The following is a 19,908-nucleotide window of genomic DNA, read 5'->3' as shown; positions in this document are numbered from 1 at the left end:
ATGCCCCTACTGGTTGACCTTCGGCGCGGTGGTGCCGGGCAGGTTGTTGTTGCGGTCGTACTCGATGCCGAGCTGGCCTTCAAATCCCTTGTCACGCAACGACTGGATGTGTGCGTCGTACTCCGCCTGCGACACGATCTTCAGGTTGAAGAGCATCGACGAGTGGTACTCGCCGCAGAGTTCGGCGCACTTGCCGACGAACGTACCCGTGCGGTCGGTCGTGCTGAAGTACATGTAGTTGGTCTTGCCGGGGATGACGTCTTTCTTGTAGAGCATCGCCGGCACCCAGAACGAGTGGATCACGTCGCGCGAGTCGAGCTGGATGGTGACCGTCTTGTTGACCGGCAGGTACAGGACCGGGATCTGGCTCTCCTGGACGGCTCCGGGCTGCGCGCTCTTGTCGTCGGGCTGCGCCTGGATTCCCGGGTCGTAGACGTTCTCGTTCACGTAGTTGAAGTCCCACGCCCACTGCTTCGCGAGGACGTGGATCTTGATGTCGGGGTTGGCGTACGGGTGCTCCTCGGCCTCCTGGTCGCGCGCCGTGAACGCGAAGAAACCGAGGATGAGGATGAGCGGGACGATCGTGTAGAAGATCTCGATCGGCATGTTGTAGCGCAGCTGCGGCGGAAGGCCGGTCTGCCCCTTGCGCCGGCGGTAGACGATGACGGCCCAGATCACGAGGCCCCAGACGATCACACCCACGATCAGCAGCACGATCCAGCTCGTCACCCAGAGGCCGCTGATGCTCTCCGTGTGGTTCGTAACGGGAGGCTGACCAGCGACGAAGCCGGGCAGGAATCCGTGGAGCTGGGCCTCGGTGCACCCTGCCAGTACGAATGCAAGTGTCGCTGCGACCGGAATAGCAGCCCATCGGAGACGACGATTGTGACGCACCGGTGACCTTTCGAGAGACTCGTGAACAGTTCAGAACCAACTGTATTGACCGGTACTACCCTACTCCGAGACACACGCCGGAACGAACCAGAAAGGCCGCCCCGAAGGGCGGCCTTTACGGGATTCTTGTGGTATTTAACGGCTAGTGGAACGAGTCTCCGCAGGCGCAGCTGCCGGATGCGTTCGGGTTGTCGATCGTGAAGCCCTGCTTCTGGATCGTGTCCTCGAAGTCGATGGTCGCGCCGTCCAGGTACGGGACGCTCATCTTGTCCACGATGACCTCGACGCCGTCGAAGTCGACCGTCGCATCGCCGTCGAGCATGCGCTCGTCGAAGTACAGCTGGTAGATGAGGCCGGAGCAGCCGCCCGGCTGCACTGCCACGCGCAGGCGCAGGTCGTCACGACCCTCCTGCTCGAGCAGGCTCCGGACCTTGCCGGCGGCCGTGTCGGTGAGGCCCACGCCGTGGGCTTTGGTCTCAGCGAGTGTCGTGTCGGTCATTGCGCTCCTGACGAGGTGTGAAGGATATCGATCGAAATCTAACGCGATTCTACGTCGGAAAACTCGAAAGACGCCGTGATCATTCCGTTGTGCGGCGATCCAGCCGGGAGAGCAGGAGCGCCTCGGTGAGGACGGCCCGCTTGAAGACACCGAGATGCAGCGACTCGTTCGGGCTGTGGGCCCGCGAATCCGGGTCCTCCACACCTGTCACGAGGATCTGCGCGCCGGGGAAGACGCGCACGAGGTCGGCGATGAAGGGGATGGAGCCGCCGACGCCCATCTCGACGGGTTCGGTGCCCCATGCATCCGCCATCGCACGCTTGGCCTCGGCGACCGCCCAGCCGGACGTGTCCACGAGGAAGGGGTCGCCCAGGTCGACGTCGTCGATCTCGATGTGGGCGCCGAACGGGGCGTTGTCGCGCAGGTGCCGCTCGATCGCCACGTAGGCGTCCGACGCCCGCTGCCCCGGCGCGATCCGCGCACTGATGCGCACAGCGACCGAAGGGGCGAGGGTATTGGATGCGTTGGCCACGCTCGGTGCGTCGATTCCGGTCACCGTGATGGAGGGCTTCGACCAGATCCGGCTCAGGATTGTCCCCGACCCGATCGGAGTCACTCCGTCGAGGAGTGCGGCCTCCTGGCGCAGCTGCTCCTCGTCGTAGGCGGGGGTCTCCCCGTCGTGCTCGGTCAGGCCGTCGACGCCGACGGAGCCGTCCGGGGCGTGCAGGGTCGAGAGGAGGCGGACCATCGCGAGCATCGCATCCGGCACTGCCCCACCGAACATGCCGGAGTGCGACGCGTGGCCGAGGGTCTTCACCGTCAGCCGGAACGTCACATTGCCGCGCAGGCCGACCGTGAGAGCCGGGGTGTCGAGATCCCAGTTGTCGGAGTCGGCGACGACGATGACGTCGGCGGCCAGCGCGTCACGGTTGAGCTCGAGGAAGTTGGCGAACGAGCGCGAACCGAACTCCTCCTCCCCTTCGATGAAGACAGCGAGTCCCAGGTCGAAGTCGGGCCCGTGAGCCTCGACCAGGGCACGGATCGAGGCGACGTGCGCCATCACGCCTGCCTTATCGTCCGCCGCCCCGCGCCCGTAGAGGCGGTCACCGCGCACCGTCGGCTCGAACGGGGAGGTGTCCCAGTCCTCGTCCTGGCCCGGCGGCTGCACGTCGTGGTGGGCGTACAGGAGAACGGTCGGGCGGCCGTTGCGGGCGGCACGCGTAGCGAGGATCGCCGGCTGGCCGAGTTCCGGTCCGTCACCGATCGGGGCCTGGGCGATGCTCACTCCGTCGAACGCGCCGGTCGCCTCGAGAAGTGCGGCCACGGCCGTCGCGCTCGCGGCGACGTTCTCCGGGTCGAACGCCGACCACGAGACCGACGGGATGCGCACCAGGTCCGAGAGATCGGCGATCGTCGAGGGGATACCGCGCTCGACTGCAGCGCGCACTCCCGCCTCGAGTCCGACCGACCCGGCTCCGTTCGTTCCCGGCGTAGCCGACTGTGCATCATTCGTCTGTGGGGGGTTCGTCATGCAGGTAATCTTAAGCGGACATCAATCGAGGGTTTACCGTGGCAAAACGAGACACAACGCCGGGCGCGACCGTTCCGGCGAACCAACCGGTCGCAGAGACGGCAGAAGAAACGGCAGCGCGGATCGCGGGCAAAGGTGCCCCGACGCCGACGCGTCGCGAGCAGGAGGCTGCGCGAAAGCGCCCGCTCGTGCCCGACGACCGCAAGGAGGCGGCGCGCCAGGCCCGCCAGAAGACCGCTGAGGCGCGCGAGCGGGCTCGCGTCGGCATGGCCGCCGGCGACGACAAGTACCTCACGGCGCGCGACCGGGGGCCGCAGCGTCGGTACGTCCGCGACTACGTCGACGCGCGTTTCAACATCGGCGAATTCATGATCCCGGTCATGCTCCTCGTCATCGTGCTGACGTTCTTCCCGCAGCGCGATGTGCAGACGTACGGCATCATCGCCCTGTGGGCGTTCTTCGTGATCGCCGTGCTCGACTGCTTCTTCCTCGGCTACCTGGTACGCAAGGGCCTCGCGACGAAGTTCGGAAAGTCGAAGGTGGAGAAGGGCGTGCGCTGGTACGCGGCGATGCGCGCACTGCAACTGCGCGTCATCCGCCTGCCGAAGCCGCAGGTCAAGCGCGGACAGTACCCCAGCTGACGTGACGATCGTCGCTGCTGCGGACGGCTCCGCCCTCGGCAACCCCGGTCCCGCCGGTTGGGCGTGGTATGTCGACGAGAACACGTGGGCTGCGGGCGGCTGGCCGCGCGCCACGAACAACCAGGGCGAGCTGATGGCCGTCATCGACCTGCTCGACTCGACCGCGCACCTCGATGATGACCTGCGCATCCTGTGCGACAGCCAGTACGTGATCAACGCGGTCACCAAGTGGATGCCCGGCTGGAAGCGCAAAGGCTGGCGCAAGGCCGACGGCAAGCCGGTGCTGAACCGGGAACTGCTCGAACGCCTCGACCGCGCGACGATGGGCCGGCGCTACACGTTCGAATGGGTGAAAGGTCACGCGGGTCACGAGCTGAACGAAGCGGCGGATGTGCGGGCACGGGCCGTCGCGACCGCCTACCAGAACGGGTCCCCCATCCCGATCGGGCCGGGGTGGCCAGGGCGCGGGGACGAGACGCGGAGGGCCGAATACGGGGATCTGACGGCGCCGGTTGTGCCGGCCGGCCCTGCAGCATCCGTCGCGCCGGCCGCGGTGGAGCTCGACCTGTTCGGCGAGGACGACGTCCTTGACGCACCAGACGACCGCGAGCAGGTGATGCTGCTCGAACGCGAGCTCCTCAGCCCGGCGGTTCGGGCCGATTCGTCGCGTGTGGCAGCGATCCTGCATCCGGATTTCGAGGAGATCGGGAGTTCCGGCCGCATCTGGAGCCGCGACGCGATCGTGAACGAACTGGCCGGTGAGGACACTGAGAGTGCCGACATCGAGGTTCTCGGATGCGAAGTGCTGGCTCAGGATGCGGTCCTGCTGACAGCGCGCACGTCGGACACGCGCGGTTCGGCCCTCCGCAGCTCCCTCTGGCTTCGTGTCGACGGCCGCTGGCGTCTGCGGTTCCACCAGGGAACGCCCGAGGCCTGACCGGCGCGGTCGCGGATTGCGGTCCCCGTCGCTTGGTTGCCAAAAGAGCGCGGCCCGATCGATTGGTTGCCAAAAGAGCGCAGTCCCGATCGATTGGTTGCCAGTATTTTGGCGCCCAATCGCGCCAGCGTTCGGGGCGGCGGCCCCGTCAGGGGCGGCGGGCGAGTCCGCGGTTGATCTGGCGCGCCCAGAGCGGTCCGCGGTAGAGGAAAGCCGTGTATCCCTGCACGAGCGTGGCGCCTGCGGCGAGGCGTTCCGCCACGTCGGCCGACGTCTCGACGCCGCCCACGGAGATCACGCACAGTTCGGGCGGCACGACCGTGCGGATGAGCCGCAGCACCTCCAGGGACCGCGCGGCGAGTGGCGCACCCGACAGGCCACCGGCCCCGGCGGCTTCGACCACTGCCGGGTCGGTGCGCAGGCCGTCGCGGGCGATCGTGGTGTTCGTCGCGATGATGCCGTCGAGTCCGATCCGCACCGCGAGCCCGGCGATCTTCTCGACCTGGTCGTCGGTGAGGTCGGGGGCGATCTTCACCAGGAGCGGAACGTCCCCGGCTTCGACTTTGACTGCGGACAGGAGCGGTTCCAGCTGTTCGAGTTCCTGCAGCCCACGCAGGCCCGGCGTGTTCGGTGAGCTCACGTTGACGACGAGATAATCCGCGACAGGCGCGAGAGCGCGCGCGCTGGCCAGGTAGTCCCCTGTCGCGTCTTCGACCGCGACGACGCGGCTCTTCCCGATGTTGACACCCAGGACCGGCCGATTGCTCCGGTGCGCGACCTTCGCCAGTCGAGCGGCGGCCGCCGCCGCTCCCCCGTTGTTGAATCCCATGCGGTTGATGACAGCGCGATCCGGAATCAGCCGGAACAGGCGGGGCTTCTCGTTTCCGGGCTGGGCGATCGCCGTGATCGTACCGACTTCGACGTGCCCGAAACCGAGTTGCCCGAGACCGATGACGGCCTTCCCGTCCTTGTCGAATCCGGCCGCCACGCCGAACGGGGAGTCGAACTCGCGCCCGAGTGCCCGTGTCTTGAGCGACGGGTCCGGGCGGGTGAAGCGTCGCACCAGGCTGCCGATCCCGAGGGCCGGAAGAGCCTGGATGACGACGAAGGCCAGATGGTGGGCCCGCTCAGGGTCGAGCTTCGACAGGATGAGGGAGAAGAGTGTGCGATACATGCCTGTGCAAGCGTACCGGCAGGCGGCGCGACGGAAGCGTGCGCCGCGGACGACTCAGTTGCGTGCGCCGCGGACGACTCAGGTGCGTGCGTCGACAGTCTCCGACGCGTGGTCGGATGCGTGCTCGACACGCAGCTGGGTGATCGCGTCTTCGAAGTCGTCGAGCGAGTCGAACCCCTGGTAGACGCTGGCGAATCGCAGGTACGCGACCTCGTCGAGCTCGCGGAGCGGCGGCAGGATGGCGAGCCCGATGTCGTTCGCATCGATCTGGGAGGCGCCCGTCGACCGGATCGTCTCCTCGACCTTCTGCGCGAGGACGGCGAGATCGGAGTCCGTGACCGGGCGTCCCTGGCAGGCTTTGCGCACGCCGGTGACGATCTTCTCCCTGCTGAACGGCTCAGCGACGCCGCTTCGTTTGATCACACTCAGGCTGGCCGTCTCGGTCGTGCTGAATCGTCGCCCGCACTCGGGGCACTGGCGTCGCCGCCGGATCGACATCCCGTCGTCGCTCGTGCGGGAGTCGATGACGCGGGAGTCCGGATGGCGGCAGAAGGGGCAGAACATAGTGCTCGAATCCTAACCGAGTTCGCTTCTAAAGCGCCCTGAAGCGGGCGGTGACAGCCTCACCGTGGGCCGGAAGGTCTTCGGCGTTCGAGAGCGCGACGATCTTCTCGGCGACGTCTCCGAGTGCGTCACGGTCGTAGCGGATGACCTGCTGGGGCCGGAGGAACGAATATGCTCCCAGGCCGGGCGAGAATCGGGCCTGGCCGCCGGTCGGCAGCACGTGGTTCGAACCGGCGAGGTAGTCGCCGAGGCTCACCGGAGAGTTGGCCCCCAGGAAGATCGCCCCGGCGTTCTCGATGCCGACCAGGACCGCGTCGGGATCGGCCGTCTGGATCTCGAGGTGCTCCGGCCCATAGGCGTTGCTGAACACCGCGGCGGCGGCAAGGTCGTCGACGAGCACGATCGCCGACTGCTGGCCCCCGAGGGCGACAGCGACCCGCTCCGCGTGACGTGTGACGCCGGCGAGCCGGGTGAGCTCTTCGGCGACACGGGCGGCGAGCTCCGCACTGTCGGTGACGAGCACGGCCGCCGCCGCCTCGTCGTGTTCGGCCTGGCTGATCAGGTCCGCGGCGACCAGGGCTGCGTCTGCCGTGTCGTCCGCGATCACGAGGATCTCCGTCGTGCCCGCTTCCGAGTCGATCCCCGCCTGCCCGCGCACCACGCGCTTGGCGGCGGCGACGTAGATGTTGCCCGGCCCGGTGATCACCTGGACGGGCTCGAGCCCGATCTCCTCGACACCGTACGCGAGTGCGCCGATCGCGCCAGCGCCGCCCATCGCGTAGACCTCGTCGATGCCGAGCAGACCGGCAGCGCCGAGGATGGTCGGGTGCACTCCCCCGCCGAACGCACGCTGCGGGGGGCTGGCGAGCGCGATGGAGCCGACGCCGGCCACCTGCGCGGGCACGGCGTTCATCACGACGCTCGACGGGTAGACGGCCTTGCCTCCCGGGACGTACAGCCCCGCGCGGGCCACAGGCTGCCATCTCTGGACGATGGTGGCGCCTGGGCCGATCGTCGTCTGCACCTCGGCGGGTACCTGGGCGGCCGTGGCCTGCCGTACGCGCGCGATGGCTTCTTCGAGGGCCTCGCGCACGTCGGCGGGAAGCCCGCGCACCGCCGCATCGATCTCGGGGGCAGGAACGCGGATGCTCGCAGCGCGGCCTCCGTCGAACGTCTCGGCCTGTTCGTCGAGGGCGGCACGGCCCCGCGCGCGGACGTCGTGGATGAGCTCGGTGGCGACATGAAGCGCAACAGAGACGTCGACGGCGGGTCTCGGCACCAGACTGGTGAAGACGGCGCGATTAGGCTGGATTCCGCGAAGGTCGATGGTCTGCATCATGGCCCGTCAAGCCTATCCGTTCCGCCCTTCGCGCCCTGATCCATCCACAGGCAAGGAATAACGATGGAGCGAACATCGCTTTATGCAGACGTATGAACACCTTCGCGAGCCCCGAGCGCCGGTACCCCTCAGACCGAGTGGAACCCGACGTCACCCCTGACCTTGCGGCGTTCCGGCAGTCGTTCCGGCGTCACGCGGCCGGTGTGGCGATCATCACGGCGCTCAGCACGAGTGGTGACCCGGTGGGCTTCACGGCCACCTCCCTCGCGTCGCTCGCGGCTGTGCCGCCACTGGCCACGTTCAACATCGCCAGGAGCGCATCCAGCTGGCCCGCCCTCGCTGAGACGGAGCGGCTGGTGATCCACACGCTCGGCGTGCGCAACCGCACCGTGGCGCAGAAGCTCGCCGCGGCCAACAGCCAGCGATTCGACGGCGATCACTGGTACCGGGGGCCGCACGGTCTCCCGATCATCAAGGATGTGACGAGCTGGATGATCGGGCGGATCGTCGAACGCTTCCCGGTGCACAACAACGCAGTGGTCGTCGTGCAGATCGAGCAGGGCGAACTGGGCGACGACGACCTGCCGCTGCTGTATCACGAGCGCACGTATTTCGCACCGGGCGAACCGGCCTGACGCTCGGCACACGCACGATCCCGGGGATTCAGCTCAGGCAGTTCGGACCGAGAAGACCTTTCAGCTCACCGTACAGATCGGCGCTGACCGAGACCGGGTACGGAACTTCGAACACACGCGCGGTCTGGCCCTTGATCAGGCGGAGCCGCACCTCGTTCTTGCCGGCGTGGCGGATGAGGACGTCGTTGAGCGCCTTGACCGTGTCGGTCGTCGCCCGCTGGTCCGGCAGGGAGATCACGAGCGGTCCAGAGCCGAGGCTCTGACCGAGGTCGGGCGTGAACAGGCTGAACGCATGGAGGTTCATGCCGTCGTCGCGCATGCTGACCCGGCCGCGGACGACCACGATCGAGTCGCCGACGAGAGCAGGAGCGAACTCCTGGTAGGCCTTGCCCATGAACATCACGGTCATCTCGCCGCCGAAGTCCTCGACCGTGATCATGCCGTACTGGTTGCCCGAGTTCTTGGCCGTGCGGTGCTGCACCGAGGTCACCAGGCCCGCGATCGTGACCGTGTCGCCGTCCTGGGTCGACTCCGACGCGATCAGATCGGCGATGCCCGTGCTGGCGTGCTTCGCGAGCTGGAGTTCGAGGCCGGCCAACGGGTGGTCGGAGACGTAGAGCCCCAGCATCTCGCGCTCGAACGCGAGCTTGTCGCGTTTCGCCCACTCCGGCCGGTCGGGCACGCGCTCGTGCACTTCGTCGAATTCGAACATCCCCGCGAAGAGGTCGACCTGTCCGTTCGCCTCGTTGCGCTTGAGGCTCACCGCCGACTCGACGGCGTCTTCGTGGATCTCGACGAGTGCACGCCGGGTCGCGCCCAGCGAGTCGAAGGCGCCCGCCTTGATGAGCGATTCCATCGTCCTCTTGTTGGCGACGTGGATGGGAACCTTGGCCAGGAAGTCGTGGAACGACTCGAAGCGGCCTTTCGACTCGCGTGCAGAACGGATCCCGTCGACGACGTTGCTGCCGACATTGCGCACCGCACCGAGTCCGAAGCGGATGTCGGAACCGACTGCGGCGAAGAAGCCGATCGACTCGTTCACGTCGGGCGGCAGCACCTTGATCCCCATGCGGCGGCATTCGTTGAGATAGATGGCCATCTTGTCCTTGGAGTCGCCGACGCTCGTCAGGAGCGCGGCCATGTACTCCGCGGGATAATGCGCCTTCAGGTAGGCCGTCCAGTACGAGACGACGCCATAGGCGGCCGAGTGGGCCTTGTTGAAGGCATAGTCCGAGAACGGAAGCAGGATCTCCCAGAGCTTGGTGACGGCTCCCATGGAGTAGCCGTTCGCCTGCATCCCGGATGCGAAGCCCTCGAACTGCTTGTCGAGCTCGGACTTCTTCTTCTTGCCCATCGCCCGCCGGAGGATGTCAGCCTGGCCGAGCGAGAACCCGGCGACCTTCTGGGCGATCGCCATCACCTGCTCCTGGTAGATGATGAGGCCGTAGCTGGTCGACAGGATCTCGGCGAGCGGCTCTGCGAGTTCCGGGTGGATCGGAGTGATCTCCTGGATGCCGTTCTTGCGCAGCGCGTAGTTCGTGTGGGAGTTCGCACCCATCGGACCGGGCCGGTAGAGCGCGATCAGAGCCGAGATGTCTTCGAAGTTGTCGGGCTTCATCAGGCGCAGGAGCGACCGCATCGGGCCGCCGTCGAGCTGGAACACCCCGAGGGTGTCGCCGCGCGAGAGCAGGTCGTAGGCGGCGCGGTCGTCCAGTTCGAGCTCTTCGAGCACCGGGCGGATGCCGCGGTTGGCCTCGATGTTGTCGAGTGCGTCATTGATGATGGTGAGGTTGCGCAACCCCAGGAAGTCCATCTTGATGAGCCCGAGCGACTCGCACGCCGGGTAGTCGAACTGCGTGACGATCTGGCCGTCCTGCTCCCGCTTCATGATCGGGATAATGTCGATGAGCGGATCGGACGACATGATCACGCCGGCAGCGTGCACGCCCCACTGCCGCTTGAGGTTCTCGAGCCCGAGAGCAGTGTCGAAGACCGTCTTCGCCTCGGGGTCCGTCTCGACCACACCCCGGATATCCGCCGCCTCTTTGTAACGGGGATGCTCGCGGTCGAAGATGCCGGTGAGCGGGATGTCCTTGCCCATCACGGGCGGCGGCATCGCCTTGGTCAGCTTCTCGCCCATACCGAACGGGAAGCCGAGGACCCGTGAGGAGTCCTTCAGCGCCTGCTTGGCCTTGATCGTTCCGTACGTCACGATCTGCGCGACGCGCTCCTCGCCGTACTTCTCGGTCACGTACTTGATGACCTCACCACGGCGGCGGTCGTCGAAGTCGACGTCGAAGTCGGGCATCGAGACGCGGTCGGGGTTGAGGAACCGCTCGAAGATCAGACCGTGGCGGAGCGGGTCGAGGTCGGTGATCTTCATCGCGTAGGCCGCCATGGACCCCGCTCCCGATCCACGGCCCGGCCCCACACGGATGCCGTTGCGCTTGGACCAGTTGATGAAGTCGGCGACGACGAGGAAGTACCCCGGGAACCCCATCTGGGAGATGACGCCGATCTCGTAGTCGGCCTGCTTGCGCACCTCGTCGGGGATGCCCGCCGGATAGCGCTCGTGGAGTCCGGTCTCGACCTCCTTGATGAACCAGGTCTCCTCGGTCTCGCCGGCGGGCACGGGGAAGCGCGGCATGTAGTTCGCCGAGGTGTTGAACTGGACGTCGCAGCGCTCCGCGATCAGCAGCGTGTTGTCGCAGGCCTCGGGGTAGTCGCGGAAGAGCTGGCGCATCTGGTCGGCCGATTTGAGGTAGAACTCCTCGGAGTCGAACTTGAAGCGGTTCGGATCGTCGAGGGTGGAGCCGGACTGCACGCACAGCAGCGCCGCATGACTCGTGGAGTCGTGCGCGTGCGTGTAGTGGAGGTCGTTCGTCGCCACCAGCGGCAGGTCGAGGTCTTTGGCGAGCCGGATCAGATCGCTCATGATCCGGCGCTCGATGCCGAGACCGTGGTCCATGATCTCGCAGAAGAAGTTCTCTTTGCCGAAGATGTCGCGGAACTCCGCCGCCGCCTTCTTCGCCTCGTCGTACTGGCCCAGTCGCAGCCTCGTCTGCACCTCGCCGCTCGGGCAGCCGGTGGTCGCGATCAGCCCCTCGGAGTACTGGCTCAGGATCTCGCGGTCCATGCGCGGCTTGAAGTAGTAGCCCTCGATCGACGCCCTCGACGAGAGCCGGAAGAGGTTGTGCATGCCCTGGGTGCTCGCCGAGAGCAGGGTCATATGCGTGTACGAACCGGCGCCGGAGACGTCGTCTTCGCCGCCGTCACCCCAGCGCACCCGGGTGCGATCCTGGCGCGCCGTACCCGGCGTGAGGTAGGCCTCGGTGCCGATGATCGGCTTGATGCCGGCGTCCGTCGCCGTCTTCCAGAAGTCGAACGCACCGAACACGTTGCCGTGATCGGTGATGGCGACGGCGGGCATCCCCTGCTCGACCGCCGCATCGATCAGCGGCTTGACGCGCGCCGCACCGTCGAGCATGGAGTACTCGCTGTGGACATGGAGGTGAACGAACGAGTCGCCGCTTGATGGCACTGTTTCTCCGTCTGGCGCTGGGGATGTATGTCTAGCCTAATTGTCACGGAGGACATCGAGCGCGTGCTGGAGGTCGGCCGGATAGTCGGTTGTGAAGCTCACCCAGTCGCCTGTGGAGGGATGGTGGAACGCCAGCTGGACGGCATGCAGCCACTGCCGGGTGAGTCCCAGCCGAGCGGACAATGTCGGGTCGGCGCCGTACATCGCATCGCCGACGCACGGATGGCGCTGGGCGGCCATGTGCACCCGGATCTGATGCGTCCGGCCGGTCTCGAGGTGGATCTCGAGAAGGCTCGCGGACGGGAAAGCCTCGATGGTCTCGTAGTGGGTGATCGACGGCTTCCCGTCGACGATCACGGCGAATTTCCAGTCGGAACGCGGATGGCGGCCGATCGGCGCGTCGATGGTTCCGGTGAGGGGGTCGGGATGGCCCTGGACGACCGCGTGGTAGATCTTCTCGACCTCGCGATCGTGGAAGGCGCGCTTGAGGGCCGTGTACGCCCGCTCGGATTTCGCGACGACCATCAGCCCGCTCGTCCCGGCGTCGAGCCGGTGCACGATCCCTGCCCGTTCGGCCGCTCCCGAGGTGGAGATGCGGAAGCCGGCGGCCGCCAGGGCGCCGAGCACCGTCGGTCCGGTCCAGCCCACGGACGGATGCGCGGCGACGCCGACGGGCTTGTCGATGACGACGATGTCGTCGTCGTCGTAGACCACCGTGAGCTCGGGTACCGCGATCGGCACGATGACCGCCTCGCTTCGGGGCTCCCAGAGGACCTCGAGCCAGGTACCGGCGCGCAGGCGATCCGACTTGCCGACGACGGCGCCGTCCATGGTGACCCCGCCGCGCTCGGCGATCTCCGCCGCGAAGCTGCGCGAGAAACCGAGCAGCTTTGCCAGGCCCGCATCGACCCGGGTGCCGTCGAGGCCGTCCGGCAGCGGGAGGCTACGAGACTCCATCGCGCGGCCTACGCTGCGTCGGAGCGCGACTCCGGCCTGAGCGGTGCCTCGCCGTCGGTGCTGCCGGTGTCCGCTTTGGGGCTGTCGGTGTCCGCTTCGGGGTTGTCGGTGTCCGCTTCGGATCGGGTCGGGGTCGACGAGGACGCGGATCCGTCGCCATCCGCCGTCGTTCCGGTACCCGTGCCGCCGTCGCCGGTGTGGCGCCTGCCGTCGAGACCCACACCGCGGATCGTGAGGATGATGAACAGCACCATGCTCGAGACGATGGCGACGTCGGCCATGTTGAAGATCGCCGGAAGCAGCGGGATCTGGATGAAGTCGACCACGTGACCAACGCCGAAGCCGGGCTCGCGCAGGAGCCGGTCGGTGAGGTTGCCCAGCAGCCCGCCGAGCAGCAGTCCGAAAAGGACGGCCCAGGCGACGGACCTGATCTTCGGGGCGTACCAGATCACGAAGATCAGGACACCGACCCCGACGATGGAGAAGATCCAGGTGGACCCGCTCCCGATGGAGAAGGCCGCACCCGAATTCTTCACGAAGCGGAACTGGAGAAGTTGACCCAGGACCTGGACCTGCTCGCCTTCGACCAGGTTCTTGACGACGAGGAACTTCGTGACCTGGTCGATCGCGTACACGCACAGTGCGACGATGGCCAGAACGACGAGCGCCCGAACGCTGACCTTCGCCTTGGCGCTAGCCTCCAAAGCCCTGGAACGTCGGCGGCTGCGGAGCCGACTCCTGCGAACCGTCGTTCGACGGCCCTGCGGGAAGCGCGGTGGCCGGGGCCGACGCTACGACCGGGACCTGGCCGGAGGACGACGACTGGTTCGCGGACGCCGGGGCGGCGTAGCTTCCCGTGCCCGAGACACTCGACGTCTCGAGGTCGCGCAGCTGGCCCTCGATGTAGTTCTTGAGCTGCTGGCGGTACTCGCGCTCGAACGTACGCAGTTCGTCGATACGGTGCTCGAGGAGTGCGCGCTCCTGGTCGAGCTGGCTGATCTGTGCGCGCTGCTTCGACTCCGCCTCGGCGACGACACGTGCCGCGGTGGCATGACCCTCGGCGATGAGGGCGTCGCGCTTCTCGACGCCTTCTCGAACGTGCTCTTCGTGGAGGCGGCGAGCCAGCTGAAGGAGGTTGTTGGTGCTCGACGGGTCGACGGTGTCGACCGGGGTCGGGGCGGCGTAGGCGGGCGCTGCCGCCGCGACGACGGGAGCTGCCACGGTCGCAGCCTGCTCAGGAGCCGCCTGCGCTGCCTGCGCGCCACTGCGCTGGAGTTCGGCGATACGCGACTCGCTCGCGACCAGGCGCTGCTTCAGCTCATCGTTCTCCTGATTGAGCCGGCGAAGTTCGACGACGACCTCGTCGAGAAAATCGTCGACCTCGTCCTGGTCGTAGCCCTCACGGAACTTCGTCGGTTGGAAACGCTTGTTGACTACATCTTCCGGAGTCAGCGCCATGTCAAGCCACCTTAGATCTTGAAATGCGAACAGAAATCGTGTTGCGCCAACGCTAGCAAAGTCGAACCGAGGTCCGCACGCCGCACGACACGCGAGCGTCGGCTGCGACCAACATTACAGTGCGGTCCCTTGCGCAACGCCGAGCGACCTCAGCGAAATAGCACAGTGACGTACAGGCCGACGATGCATACGAGCATCGTGAGGCTCCAGCCGAAGTCGATCGCGACCGGGCCCATGGACAGCGGTGGGATCAGTTTGCGGAAGAACTTGATCGGCGGATCGGTCACGACGTACATGGATTCGGCGAGCACGAGGCCGAAGCCGTGCGGACGCCACGACCTGCTGAACGCCCGCACCAGGTCGACGACGAACCGCGCCCAGAGGAGGAAGAAATAGAGCAGCAGGAGGTAATAGACGATGGTCGCGAGGATGGAGACGACGGTGGACACGTCTTAAGTATGAGGGAGCACGCGCGTAGCCCGGTCATCGACCGGTCTGCCGAAGTGTGCCCGCTCAGCCCTGCGCGAAGAAAGAGGCTTCGACTTCGGCGTCCTGGCCGCCGTGCTCGCCGGAGACGACGACGTGCGACGGCGAGAGGAGGAACACCTTGGCCGTGACACGCTCGATCTTGCCGTAGAGGCCCTGCGAGAGGCCGCTCGCGAAGTCGATGAGACGCCTGGCGTCGCCTTCGCTCATCTGCGAGAGATTGATGATGACGGGGACACCTTCGCGGAACGACTCGGCGATGACCTGGGCATCGCGGTACTGGCGGGGGTGGACCGTGAGGATCTCGTTCATTTCTTGGACCGTCGCATTCCGTGCGGAGTTCGACTTGCGCAACGGGGTGACCGGTGCGCGTCCGGCCACAGGGGCGACCGGAGCGGGATGGGGAACGGGTGCGACGGGCGACGGGTGCGCCGGCGGCTGGTGTTGCTGCGGCGGCTGCTCGTCGTATTCGAGCTCTTCGTCGGCCAGGCCGAGGTAGACCATCGTCTTCTTCAGCGGATTGGTCATCGCATCCTCCGTGTAAACCTTCGCGCGTGTGAACCGAGGTCGATGCGCTGCCGCACCGAACGGAACCTTCTCTTCGAGATTAACCGTGCGCCGGTCGATTCCCGGTAATGGCGGTCCCAATTCGTAGGTGTGTCGCCCCTTCGGCGATGGCTTCGGCATAATCCTGGCTCATCCCCGCCGAGATCGCCGTCGCCCCCGGCGAGAGGCGCCGCACCCGTTCGGACGCGGCGCGCACCCGGGCGAAGGCCGCGCGCGGGTCCTCATCGAGCGGCGCCACCGCCATCACGCCGAGGAGTCGTAGGCCCGGCGTGTCGAGCACGTGCTCGACGAGTGGTTCGAGGTCCCGCTCGGCGACCCCGCCTCGCCCAGGGTCCGGGGTCAGATTGAGCTGGACGAAGCAGTCGACGGTGGCGTCCTCCGAGCGGAGCGCGTCCACCAGTGACAGCCGGTCCACAGAATGGATGACCTGGGCGTACGCACGCACCTGACGCGCCTTCTTGCCCTGCAGCTGTCCGACGAAATGCCAGGTGAGATCAAGGTCCGAGAGCTCCGCCGCTTTCGCCTGCGCTTCCTGGTGCCGGTTCTCGCCGACGTCCGTGACCCCCAGTGACGCGAGTTCGCGGATGAGGGACGCCGGGTGGAACTTAGTCACGACGATGGTCGTCAGCTCCCCCGGGTCACGCCCCGCTTCACGCGCGGCATCCTCGATGCCGTGCCGTACCGCTGCGAGTCGCTCCGCGAGGGGGCTACTTGAGGAAGTCGGGGATGTCGAGGTCGTCATTCTCGTCGTCGAAGGCAGGATCGATGGGAGCGGCGTCGCCGACGGGGCTCTCCGCAGCCGACCAGGTCGGTGCGGGGGCTGGCATGTCCGCAGGGTCGAGAGCCTGGGTGTCGGGAAGCTCGGCGGCAGCAGCACCTGAGGCGACGAACGTCGTGCGACGCGTATCCGCACCCGCGTGCCCGCCGGGCTCGCCGCCGTCGAAGCCGGCCGCGATCACGGTCACACGCACCTCGTCGCCGAGAGTGTCGTCGATGACGGCACCGAAGATGATGTTCGCCTCCGGGTGCACGGCCTCCTGCACGAGTCGCGCTGCATCGTTGATCTCGAAGATGCCGAGGTTCGAACCGCCCTGGATCGAGAGCAGCACGCCGTGGGCTCCGTCGATGCTCGCTTCGAGCAGCGGTGACGCGACAGCGAGCTCGGCGGCCTTGATTGCGCGGTCGGCGCCCCGGGACGAACCGATTCCCATGAGAGCCGAGCCCGCGCCCTGCATGACCGACTTGACGTCGGCGAAGTCGAGGTTGATGAGGCCGGGGGTGGTGATCAGGTCGGTGATGCCCTGGACACCGGCGAGCAGGACCTGGTCTGCGGTGGAGAACGCCTCGAGCATGCTGATGCCGCGGTCGCTGATCTCGAGGAGGCGGTCGTTGGGGACGACGATGAGGGTGTCGACTTCTTCTTTGAGTCGCACCACGCCGGCTTCCGCCTGCTCGGAGCGCCGTTTGCCTTCGAAGCCGAACGGTTTGGTGACGACACCGATGGTGAGGGCGCCGATCGATTTCGCGATGCGGGCGACCACGGGTGCGCCGCCTGTGCCGGTTCCGCCGCCTTCACCGGCCGTGACGAAGACCATGTCGGCCCCCGCGAGGGCCTCCTCGATCTCCTCCGCGTGGTCCTCCGCAGCGCGACGCCCGACTTCGGGGTCGGCCCCGGCTCCCAGACCGCGGGTGATCTCGCGACCCACATCGAGCTTCACGTCTGCGTCGCTCATCAGAAGAGCTTGAGCATCCGTATTGATGGCGATGAACTCGACGCCGCGAAGCCCGAGCTCGATCATCCGGTTGACAGCGTTAACGCCGCCACCGCCAATGCCGACGACCTTGATCACGGCGAGGTAGTTCTGGTTTGATGTCACGTCCGGCCTCCGGTGGGAACCTTCAACCTCAAGTCGAGGCTTAAAGTTATGCTCAGTATGCAATTCCTGACTCGACGTTAGGTGTCGCCCGCTCCCGACCCGGTAAGCGCCCCGCGTGTCGCCAAAGTCCAGTGTGCACGGACCTGCTGATCACTTCCTGACGACGCTGTGCGGCGACGATACATCGAAGACGCTTCCCGAGGTCGCGCCCGCCGACTTCATGATCGCAGCGAGATCCGCGGCCTTCAGCTCGGACTGGTCCGGGCTCCCCCACACGACCTTCGCTCCACTGCCGCTGAGCGTGAACGTGACGTCGTCCTTCGTGGCCGCCGTGATCGTGTCGACCGACCCGAGCACGTGCGCGGGCAGCGCCTGCAGGACCGCGACGGCGGCGTCGAAACCGCTCTTCGCATCCGTACTGCCCGCCGCGCCCGACGCGCGGATGACCGGGAACCCGGCCGGACGGGTGGCGCTCGTGCTGATGGTCACCTTCGCGGCGTCCACCAGCCGGAACGTCGTGCCGACGGCGATGACCCCGACCGGGACACGCTCGACGATCCGCACGACGAGGGTGCTCGGGGGGTGGCTCTCGACGCTGAAGCTGCGGATGAGCGGAAACGCGGCAAGGTCGGACCGGATCGCGCCGAAATCGACCAGCGGAAGGGGTCTGCCGAGCTGGTCCTTCAGGGCCGCCGTCACATCGGACGCCTTGACCCGACTGGTGCCGACGACATCGATCGTGCGCAGGGCCATCAGGGGCGACAAAGCGGTGAGCGTGACGGCGACCACGAGCAGGGCGGCGGTTCCGAGGGCGCCGAACCAGAGCATCCGCCGCCGTCTCGTGCGCTTGGTGAAACGCCGCACCTCGCCGCGCTCGATGCGCGCACGCTCCTGGCGGGCGCGGCGGAGCGCAGTGCGTATCTGCCGGTTCGACGGTGACCGGCCCGGGTCATCGGGGGTACCGCGGCCCGCACGCTTCGCCGCCGTGGCTGTTGCATCGGCTGTTACAGAGGCAGTGACGGGGGCCGTGGAGGACTTTGCGGGCGCGGACGGAGACGCCGAGTCGGATGCCGACCCGGCCCGCTCCGAAGAAGCGGTCGCATCGGACGAGGCGGTCGCACCGGATCCCGACCAGAATCCCGCCGGCGCACTCGGCGTGCTCGCCGGCGCTTTCGGTCCGACCAGAGGGATCGGTTCGGTGGTGCTCCGATCATCCGCTGCCGAGTGGACGGGCGGAGTGTTCGATTGCGGCGTGGCCTTCGGCGGCCGTGACGGAGCGGATGAACGCGCCGTCGTTCCGCGTTGCGACGTCGACGGCGGCTGCGGCGGCCGGTCGAACCCCTGGGGACGCTTCATGCCGATCGCGGTGTCATCCGCGGACGCGCCGCAGCGAATCGAGGAGCTGGGGGACGATGCGATACACGTCCCCGCAGCCGAGGGTGATCACGAAGTCGCCGTCGCGGGCGATCTCGGCGGTGTGGTCTGCCGCGTCCTGCCAGTCGGCGATGAACGCGACATGCTCGGGATGCTCGAACCGCTCCGACACGAGCGCGCCCGTCACGCCCGGCTCCGGATCTTCTCGCGCTCCGTAGACGTCGAGCACCACCGTCTCGTCGGCGTACTTCTCGAGGGTCTCGGCGAATTCCCTGGCGAACAGACGGGTACGGCTGTACAGGTGGGGCTGGTGCACCGCGATGATACGGCCGTCGCCGACCACCGTGCGCGCTGCGGACAGTGCTGCAGCGACCTCGGTCGGATGGTGCGCGTAGTCGTCGTAGACACTGACACCGCCGACGGTCCCGTGCAGTTCGAATCGCCGCTCGGTGCCGCCGAAGGTCGCGATGGCTTCGAGCGATGCCGCTGGGTCGAAGCCGAGCCCGACGAGGACGGCGAACGCGCCTGCGGCGTTGACCGCGTTGTGACGGCCGGGGATGCGCAGGCGTGCGCTGTACTCGCTGCCCCCGTAGGCGAGTGAGAACGACACCGGGCCGTCGGTGACGATGGAGTGGACGCGCACGTCCGCATCCGCCGCCTCACCGAAGGTGATGATCCGCTTGTCGGTGAGCCGCGACGTGACGTGCACCGCTCCAGCGTCGTCGGACGACACGACGACGAACTCGCTCGACGCCTGCGCGAAGGTGACGAACGCCTGCTCGAAGGCTTCGAGGGAGCCGTAGTGGTCCAGGTGGTCGGGGTCGACGTTGGTGATGAGGGCGACCGACGTGTCGTAGAGCAGGAAGCTGCCGTCCGATTCGTCGGCCTCGACGACGAACAGCTCACCGGAGCCGGTCGCGGAGCTGACCCCGAGCGACTCGATGACCCCGCCGTTGACGAAGCTCGGATCCTCGCCGATGCCCAGCAGGCCGGTGATGATCATGCCCGTCGAGGTCGTCTTGCCGTGGGCGCCGGCGACCGCGATGAGCCGCTTGTGGTTGATCAGCCAGGCGAGCGCCTGCGACCGGTGCAGCACCGGCAGGCCCTTCTCTTTCGCGAGAACGTACTCGGGGTTGTCCAGCCACAGGGCACCCGTGACGACGAGCGTGTCCGCATCGCCGACGTTCGCCGCATCGTGGCCGATCGTGATCGTCGCACCGAGGTCGCGCAGAGCCTGCACGTTCGACGAATCGCGCACGTCCGACCCCGTGACCGTGTATCCCGCCTCGAGGAACAGGCGCGCGATTCCGCTCATCCCCGATCCGCCGATGCCCACGAAGTGCAGAGCGCCGAGCTCGTCGGGGATGGTCATGGTCAGGTCGGGCTTGATCACGTGTACTGCTTTCCTTCTCGGTTCAACCGGCCGCTCTCACG

Annotated in this window: 19 protein-coding genes; 3 read left to right on the top strand and 16 right to left on the bottom strand. The window is 67.1% G+C overall.

What is annotated here, in order from left to right; genetic code table 11:
• Positions 1-6: 6 nt before the first annotated feature.
• From ctaC to G3T36_RS09515, 3 genes are all read right to left on the bottom strand, one after another.
• Complete coding sequence (gene ctaC / locus G3T36_RS09525; protein ID WP_163289565.1) at positions 7-894, bottom strand: aa3-type cytochrome oxidase subunit II; 888 nt, start codon at positions 892-894, stop codon at positions 7-9.
• Positions 895-1,036: 142 nt separating this feature from the next.
• Complete coding sequence (gene erpA, locus G3T36_RS09520; RefSeq protein WP_163289564.1) at positions 1,037-1,393, bottom strand: iron-sulfur cluster insertion protein ErpA; 357 nt, start codon at positions 1,391-1,393, stop codon at positions 1,037-1,039.
• A gap of 79 nt (positions 1,394-1,472) precedes the next feature.
• Positions 1,473-2,924: a dipeptidase gene (locus G3T36_RS09515; RefSeq protein WP_163289563.1), complete on the bottom strand. Its 1,452-nt coding sequence runs from the start codon at positions 2,922-2,924 to the stop codon at positions 1,473-1,475.
• Positions 2,925-2,962: 38 nt separating this feature from the next.
• Between G3T36_RS09515 and G3T36_RS09510 the strand changes: the two genes are divergently transcribed.
• Entirely contained in the window at positions 2,963-3,565 is a 603-nt protein-coding gene (locus tag G3T36_RS09510; protein WP_163289562.1) for a DUF3043 domain-containing protein, read from the top strand.
• A gap of 1 nt (position 3,566) precedes the next feature.
• Complete coding sequence (locus G3T36_RS09505; RefSeq protein ID WP_163289561.1) at positions 3,567-4,502, top strand: RNase H family protein; 936 nt, start codon at positions 3,567-3,569, stop codon at positions 4,500-4,502.
• Between the two features lie 148 nt (positions 4,503-4,650).
• On the opposite strand, the gene G3T36_RS09500 is transcribed toward G3T36_RS09505, so the two are convergent.
• From G3T36_RS09500 to hisD, 3 genes are all read right to left on the bottom strand, one after another.
• Complete coding sequence (locus G3T36_RS09500; protein ID WP_163289560.1) at positions 4,651-5,676, bottom strand: quinone-dependent dihydroorotate dehydrogenase; 1,026 nt, start codon at positions 5,674-5,676, stop codon at positions 4,651-4,653.
• 78 nt (positions 5,677-5,754) lie between these two features.
• On the bottom strand, positions 5,755-6,240 hold the full coding sequence (gene nrdR, locus G3T36_RS09495) for a transcriptional regulator NrdR (RefSeq protein ID WP_163289559.1): 486 nt from the start codon (positions 6,238-6,240) through the stop codon (positions 5,755-5,757).
• A gap of 28 nt (positions 6,241-6,268) precedes the next feature.
• Complete coding sequence (gene hisD / locus G3T36_RS09490) at positions 6,269-7,579, bottom strand: histidinol dehydrogenase (RefSeq protein WP_163289558.1); 1,311 nt, start codon at positions 7,577-7,579, stop codon at positions 6,269-6,271.
• 92 nt (positions 7,580-7,671) lie between these two features.
• Between hisD and G3T36_RS09485 the strand changes: the two genes are divergently transcribed.
• Positions 7,672-8,214 carry a flavin reductase family protein gene (locus tag G3T36_RS09485; protein ID WP_163289557.1) on the top strand — a complete coding sequence of 181 codons (543 nt, stop codon included), beginning with the start codon at positions 7,672-7,674 and terminating at the stop codon, positions 8,212-8,214.
• 28 nt (positions 8,215-8,242) lie between these two features.
• On the opposite strand, the gene dnaE is transcribed toward G3T36_RS09485, so the two are convergent.
• The 10 genes from dnaE to murC form a co-directional block, all read right to left on the bottom strand.
• Entirely contained in the window at positions 8,243-11,755 is a 3,513-nt protein-coding gene (gene dnaE / locus G3T36_RS09480) for a DNA polymerase III subunit alpha (RefSeq protein ID WP_163289556.1), read from the bottom strand.
• Between the two features lie 36 nt (positions 11,756-11,791).
• Positions 11,792-12,712 (bottom strand): RluA family pseudouridine synthase, encoded by a 921-nt coding sequence (locus G3T36_RS09475; protein ID WP_163289555.1) that lies wholly within the window; start codon positions 12,710-12,712, stop codon positions 11,792-11,794.
• Between the two features lie 8 nt (positions 12,713-12,720).
• Positions 12,721-13,416 carry a signal peptidase II gene (lspA, locus tag G3T36_RS09470; protein WP_163289554.1) on the bottom strand — a complete coding sequence of 232 codons (696 nt, stop codon included), beginning with the start codon at positions 13,414-13,416 and terminating at the stop codon, positions 12,721-12,723.
• Positions 13,406-14,170 (bottom strand): DivIVA domain-containing protein, encoded by a 765-nt coding sequence (locus tag G3T36_RS09465; RefSeq protein WP_163289553.1) that lies wholly within the window; start codon positions 14,168-14,170, stop codon positions 13,406-13,408. Before G3T36_RS09465 ends, lspA begins: the two co-directional genes overlap by 11 nt.
• A 149-nt stretch (positions 14,171-14,319) precedes the next feature.
• Positions 14,320-14,619, bottom strand: a complete 300-nt coding sequence (locus G3T36_RS09460; protein WP_163289552.1) for a YggT family protein — start codon at positions 14,617-14,619, stop codon at positions 14,320-14,322.
• Between the two features lie 64 nt (positions 14,620-14,683).
• Entirely contained in the window at positions 14,684-15,184 is a 501-nt protein-coding gene (locus tag G3T36_RS09455; protein ID WP_163289551.1) for a cell division protein SepF, read from the bottom strand.
• Positions 15,185-15,263: 79 nt separating this feature from the next.
• Entirely contained in the window at positions 15,264-15,965 is a 702-nt protein-coding gene (locus G3T36_RS09450) for a YggS family pyridoxal phosphate-dependent enzyme (RefSeq protein WP_163289550.1), read from the bottom strand.
• The gene (ftsZ, locus tag G3T36_RS09445) at positions 15,931-17,100 is read right to left on the bottom strand and encodes a cell division protein FtsZ (RefSeq protein ID WP_163289549.1); all 1,170 of its coding nucleotides are present in this window, start codon (positions 17,098-17,100) and stop codon (positions 15,931-15,933) included. Before ftsZ ends, G3T36_RS09450 begins: the two co-directional genes overlap by 35 nt.
• Before the next feature lie 150 nt (positions 17,101-17,250).
• Complete coding sequence (locus G3T36_RS09440; RefSeq protein WP_163289548.1) at positions 17,251-18,456, bottom strand: FtsQ-type POTRA domain-containing protein; 1,206 nt, start codon at positions 18,454-18,456, stop codon at positions 17,251-17,253.
• Positions 18,457-18,469: 13 nt separating this feature from the next.
• A complete protein-coding gene (gene murC / locus G3T36_RS09435) occupies positions 18,470-19,867 on the bottom strand; it encodes a UDP-N-acetylmuramate--L-alanine ligase (protein ID WP_338031531.1) in 1,398 nt (465 codons plus the stop codon).
• Between the last annotated feature and the right edge of the window lie 41 nt (positions 19,868-19,908).

This window comes from Leifsonia tongyongensis, from assembly GCF_010686705.1.
GTDB lineage: Bacteria > Actinomycetota > Actinomycetes > Actinomycetales > Microbacteriaceae > Diaminobutyricibacter > Diaminobutyricibacter tongyongensis.
Note: the sequence above shows the minus strand (reverse complement) of the source record. Positions and strands in the feature narration are given on the sequence as shown.

Excerpts from the sequence above, each read along its gene's own strand:
- erpA (WP_163289564.1), bottom strand. The coding sequence starts at position 1,393 with ATGACCGACACGACACTCGCTGAGACCAAAGCCCACGGCGTGGGCCTC.
- G3T36_RS09515 (WP_163289563.1), bottom strand. The coding sequence starts at position 2,924 with ATGACGAACCCCCCACAGACGAATGATGCACAGTCGGCTACGCCGGGA.
- G3T36_RS09500 (WP_163289560.1), bottom strand. The coding sequence starts at position 5,676 with ATGTATCGCACACTCTTCTCCCTCATCCTGTCGAAGCTCGACCCTGAG.
- nrdR (WP_163289559.1), bottom strand. The coding sequence starts at position 6,240 with ATGTTCTGCCCCTTCTGCCGCCATCCGGACTCCCGCGTCATCGACTCC.
- hisD (WP_163289558.1), bottom strand. The coding sequence starts at position 7,579 with ATGATGCAGACCATCGACCTTCGCGGAATCCAGCCTAATCGCGCCGTC.
- G3T36_RS09485 (WP_163289557.1), top strand. The coding sequence starts at position 7,672 with ATGAACACCTTCGCGAGCCCCGAGCGCCGGTACCCCTCAGACCGAGTG.
- G3T36_RS09475 (WP_163289555.1), bottom strand. The coding sequence starts at position 12,712 with ATGGAGTCTCGTAGCCTCCCGCTGCCGGACGGCCTCGACGGCACCCGG.
- G3T36_RS09465 (WP_163289553.1), bottom strand. The coding sequence starts at position 14,170 with ATGGCGCTGACTCCGGAAGATGTAGTCAACAAGCGTTTCCAACCGACG.
- G3T36_RS09455 (WP_163289551.1), bottom strand. The coding sequence starts at position 15,184 with ATGACCAATCCGCTGAAGAAGACGATGGTCTACCTCGGCCTGGCCGAC.
- G3T36_RS09450 (WP_163289550.1), bottom strand. The coding sequence starts at position 15,965 with ATGACGACCTCGACATCCCCGACTTCCTCAAGTAGCCCCCTCGCGGAG.
- G3T36_RS09440 (WP_163289548.1), bottom strand. The coding sequence starts at position 18,456 with ATGAAGCGTCCCCAGGGGTTCGACCGGCCGCCGCAGCCGCCGTCGACG.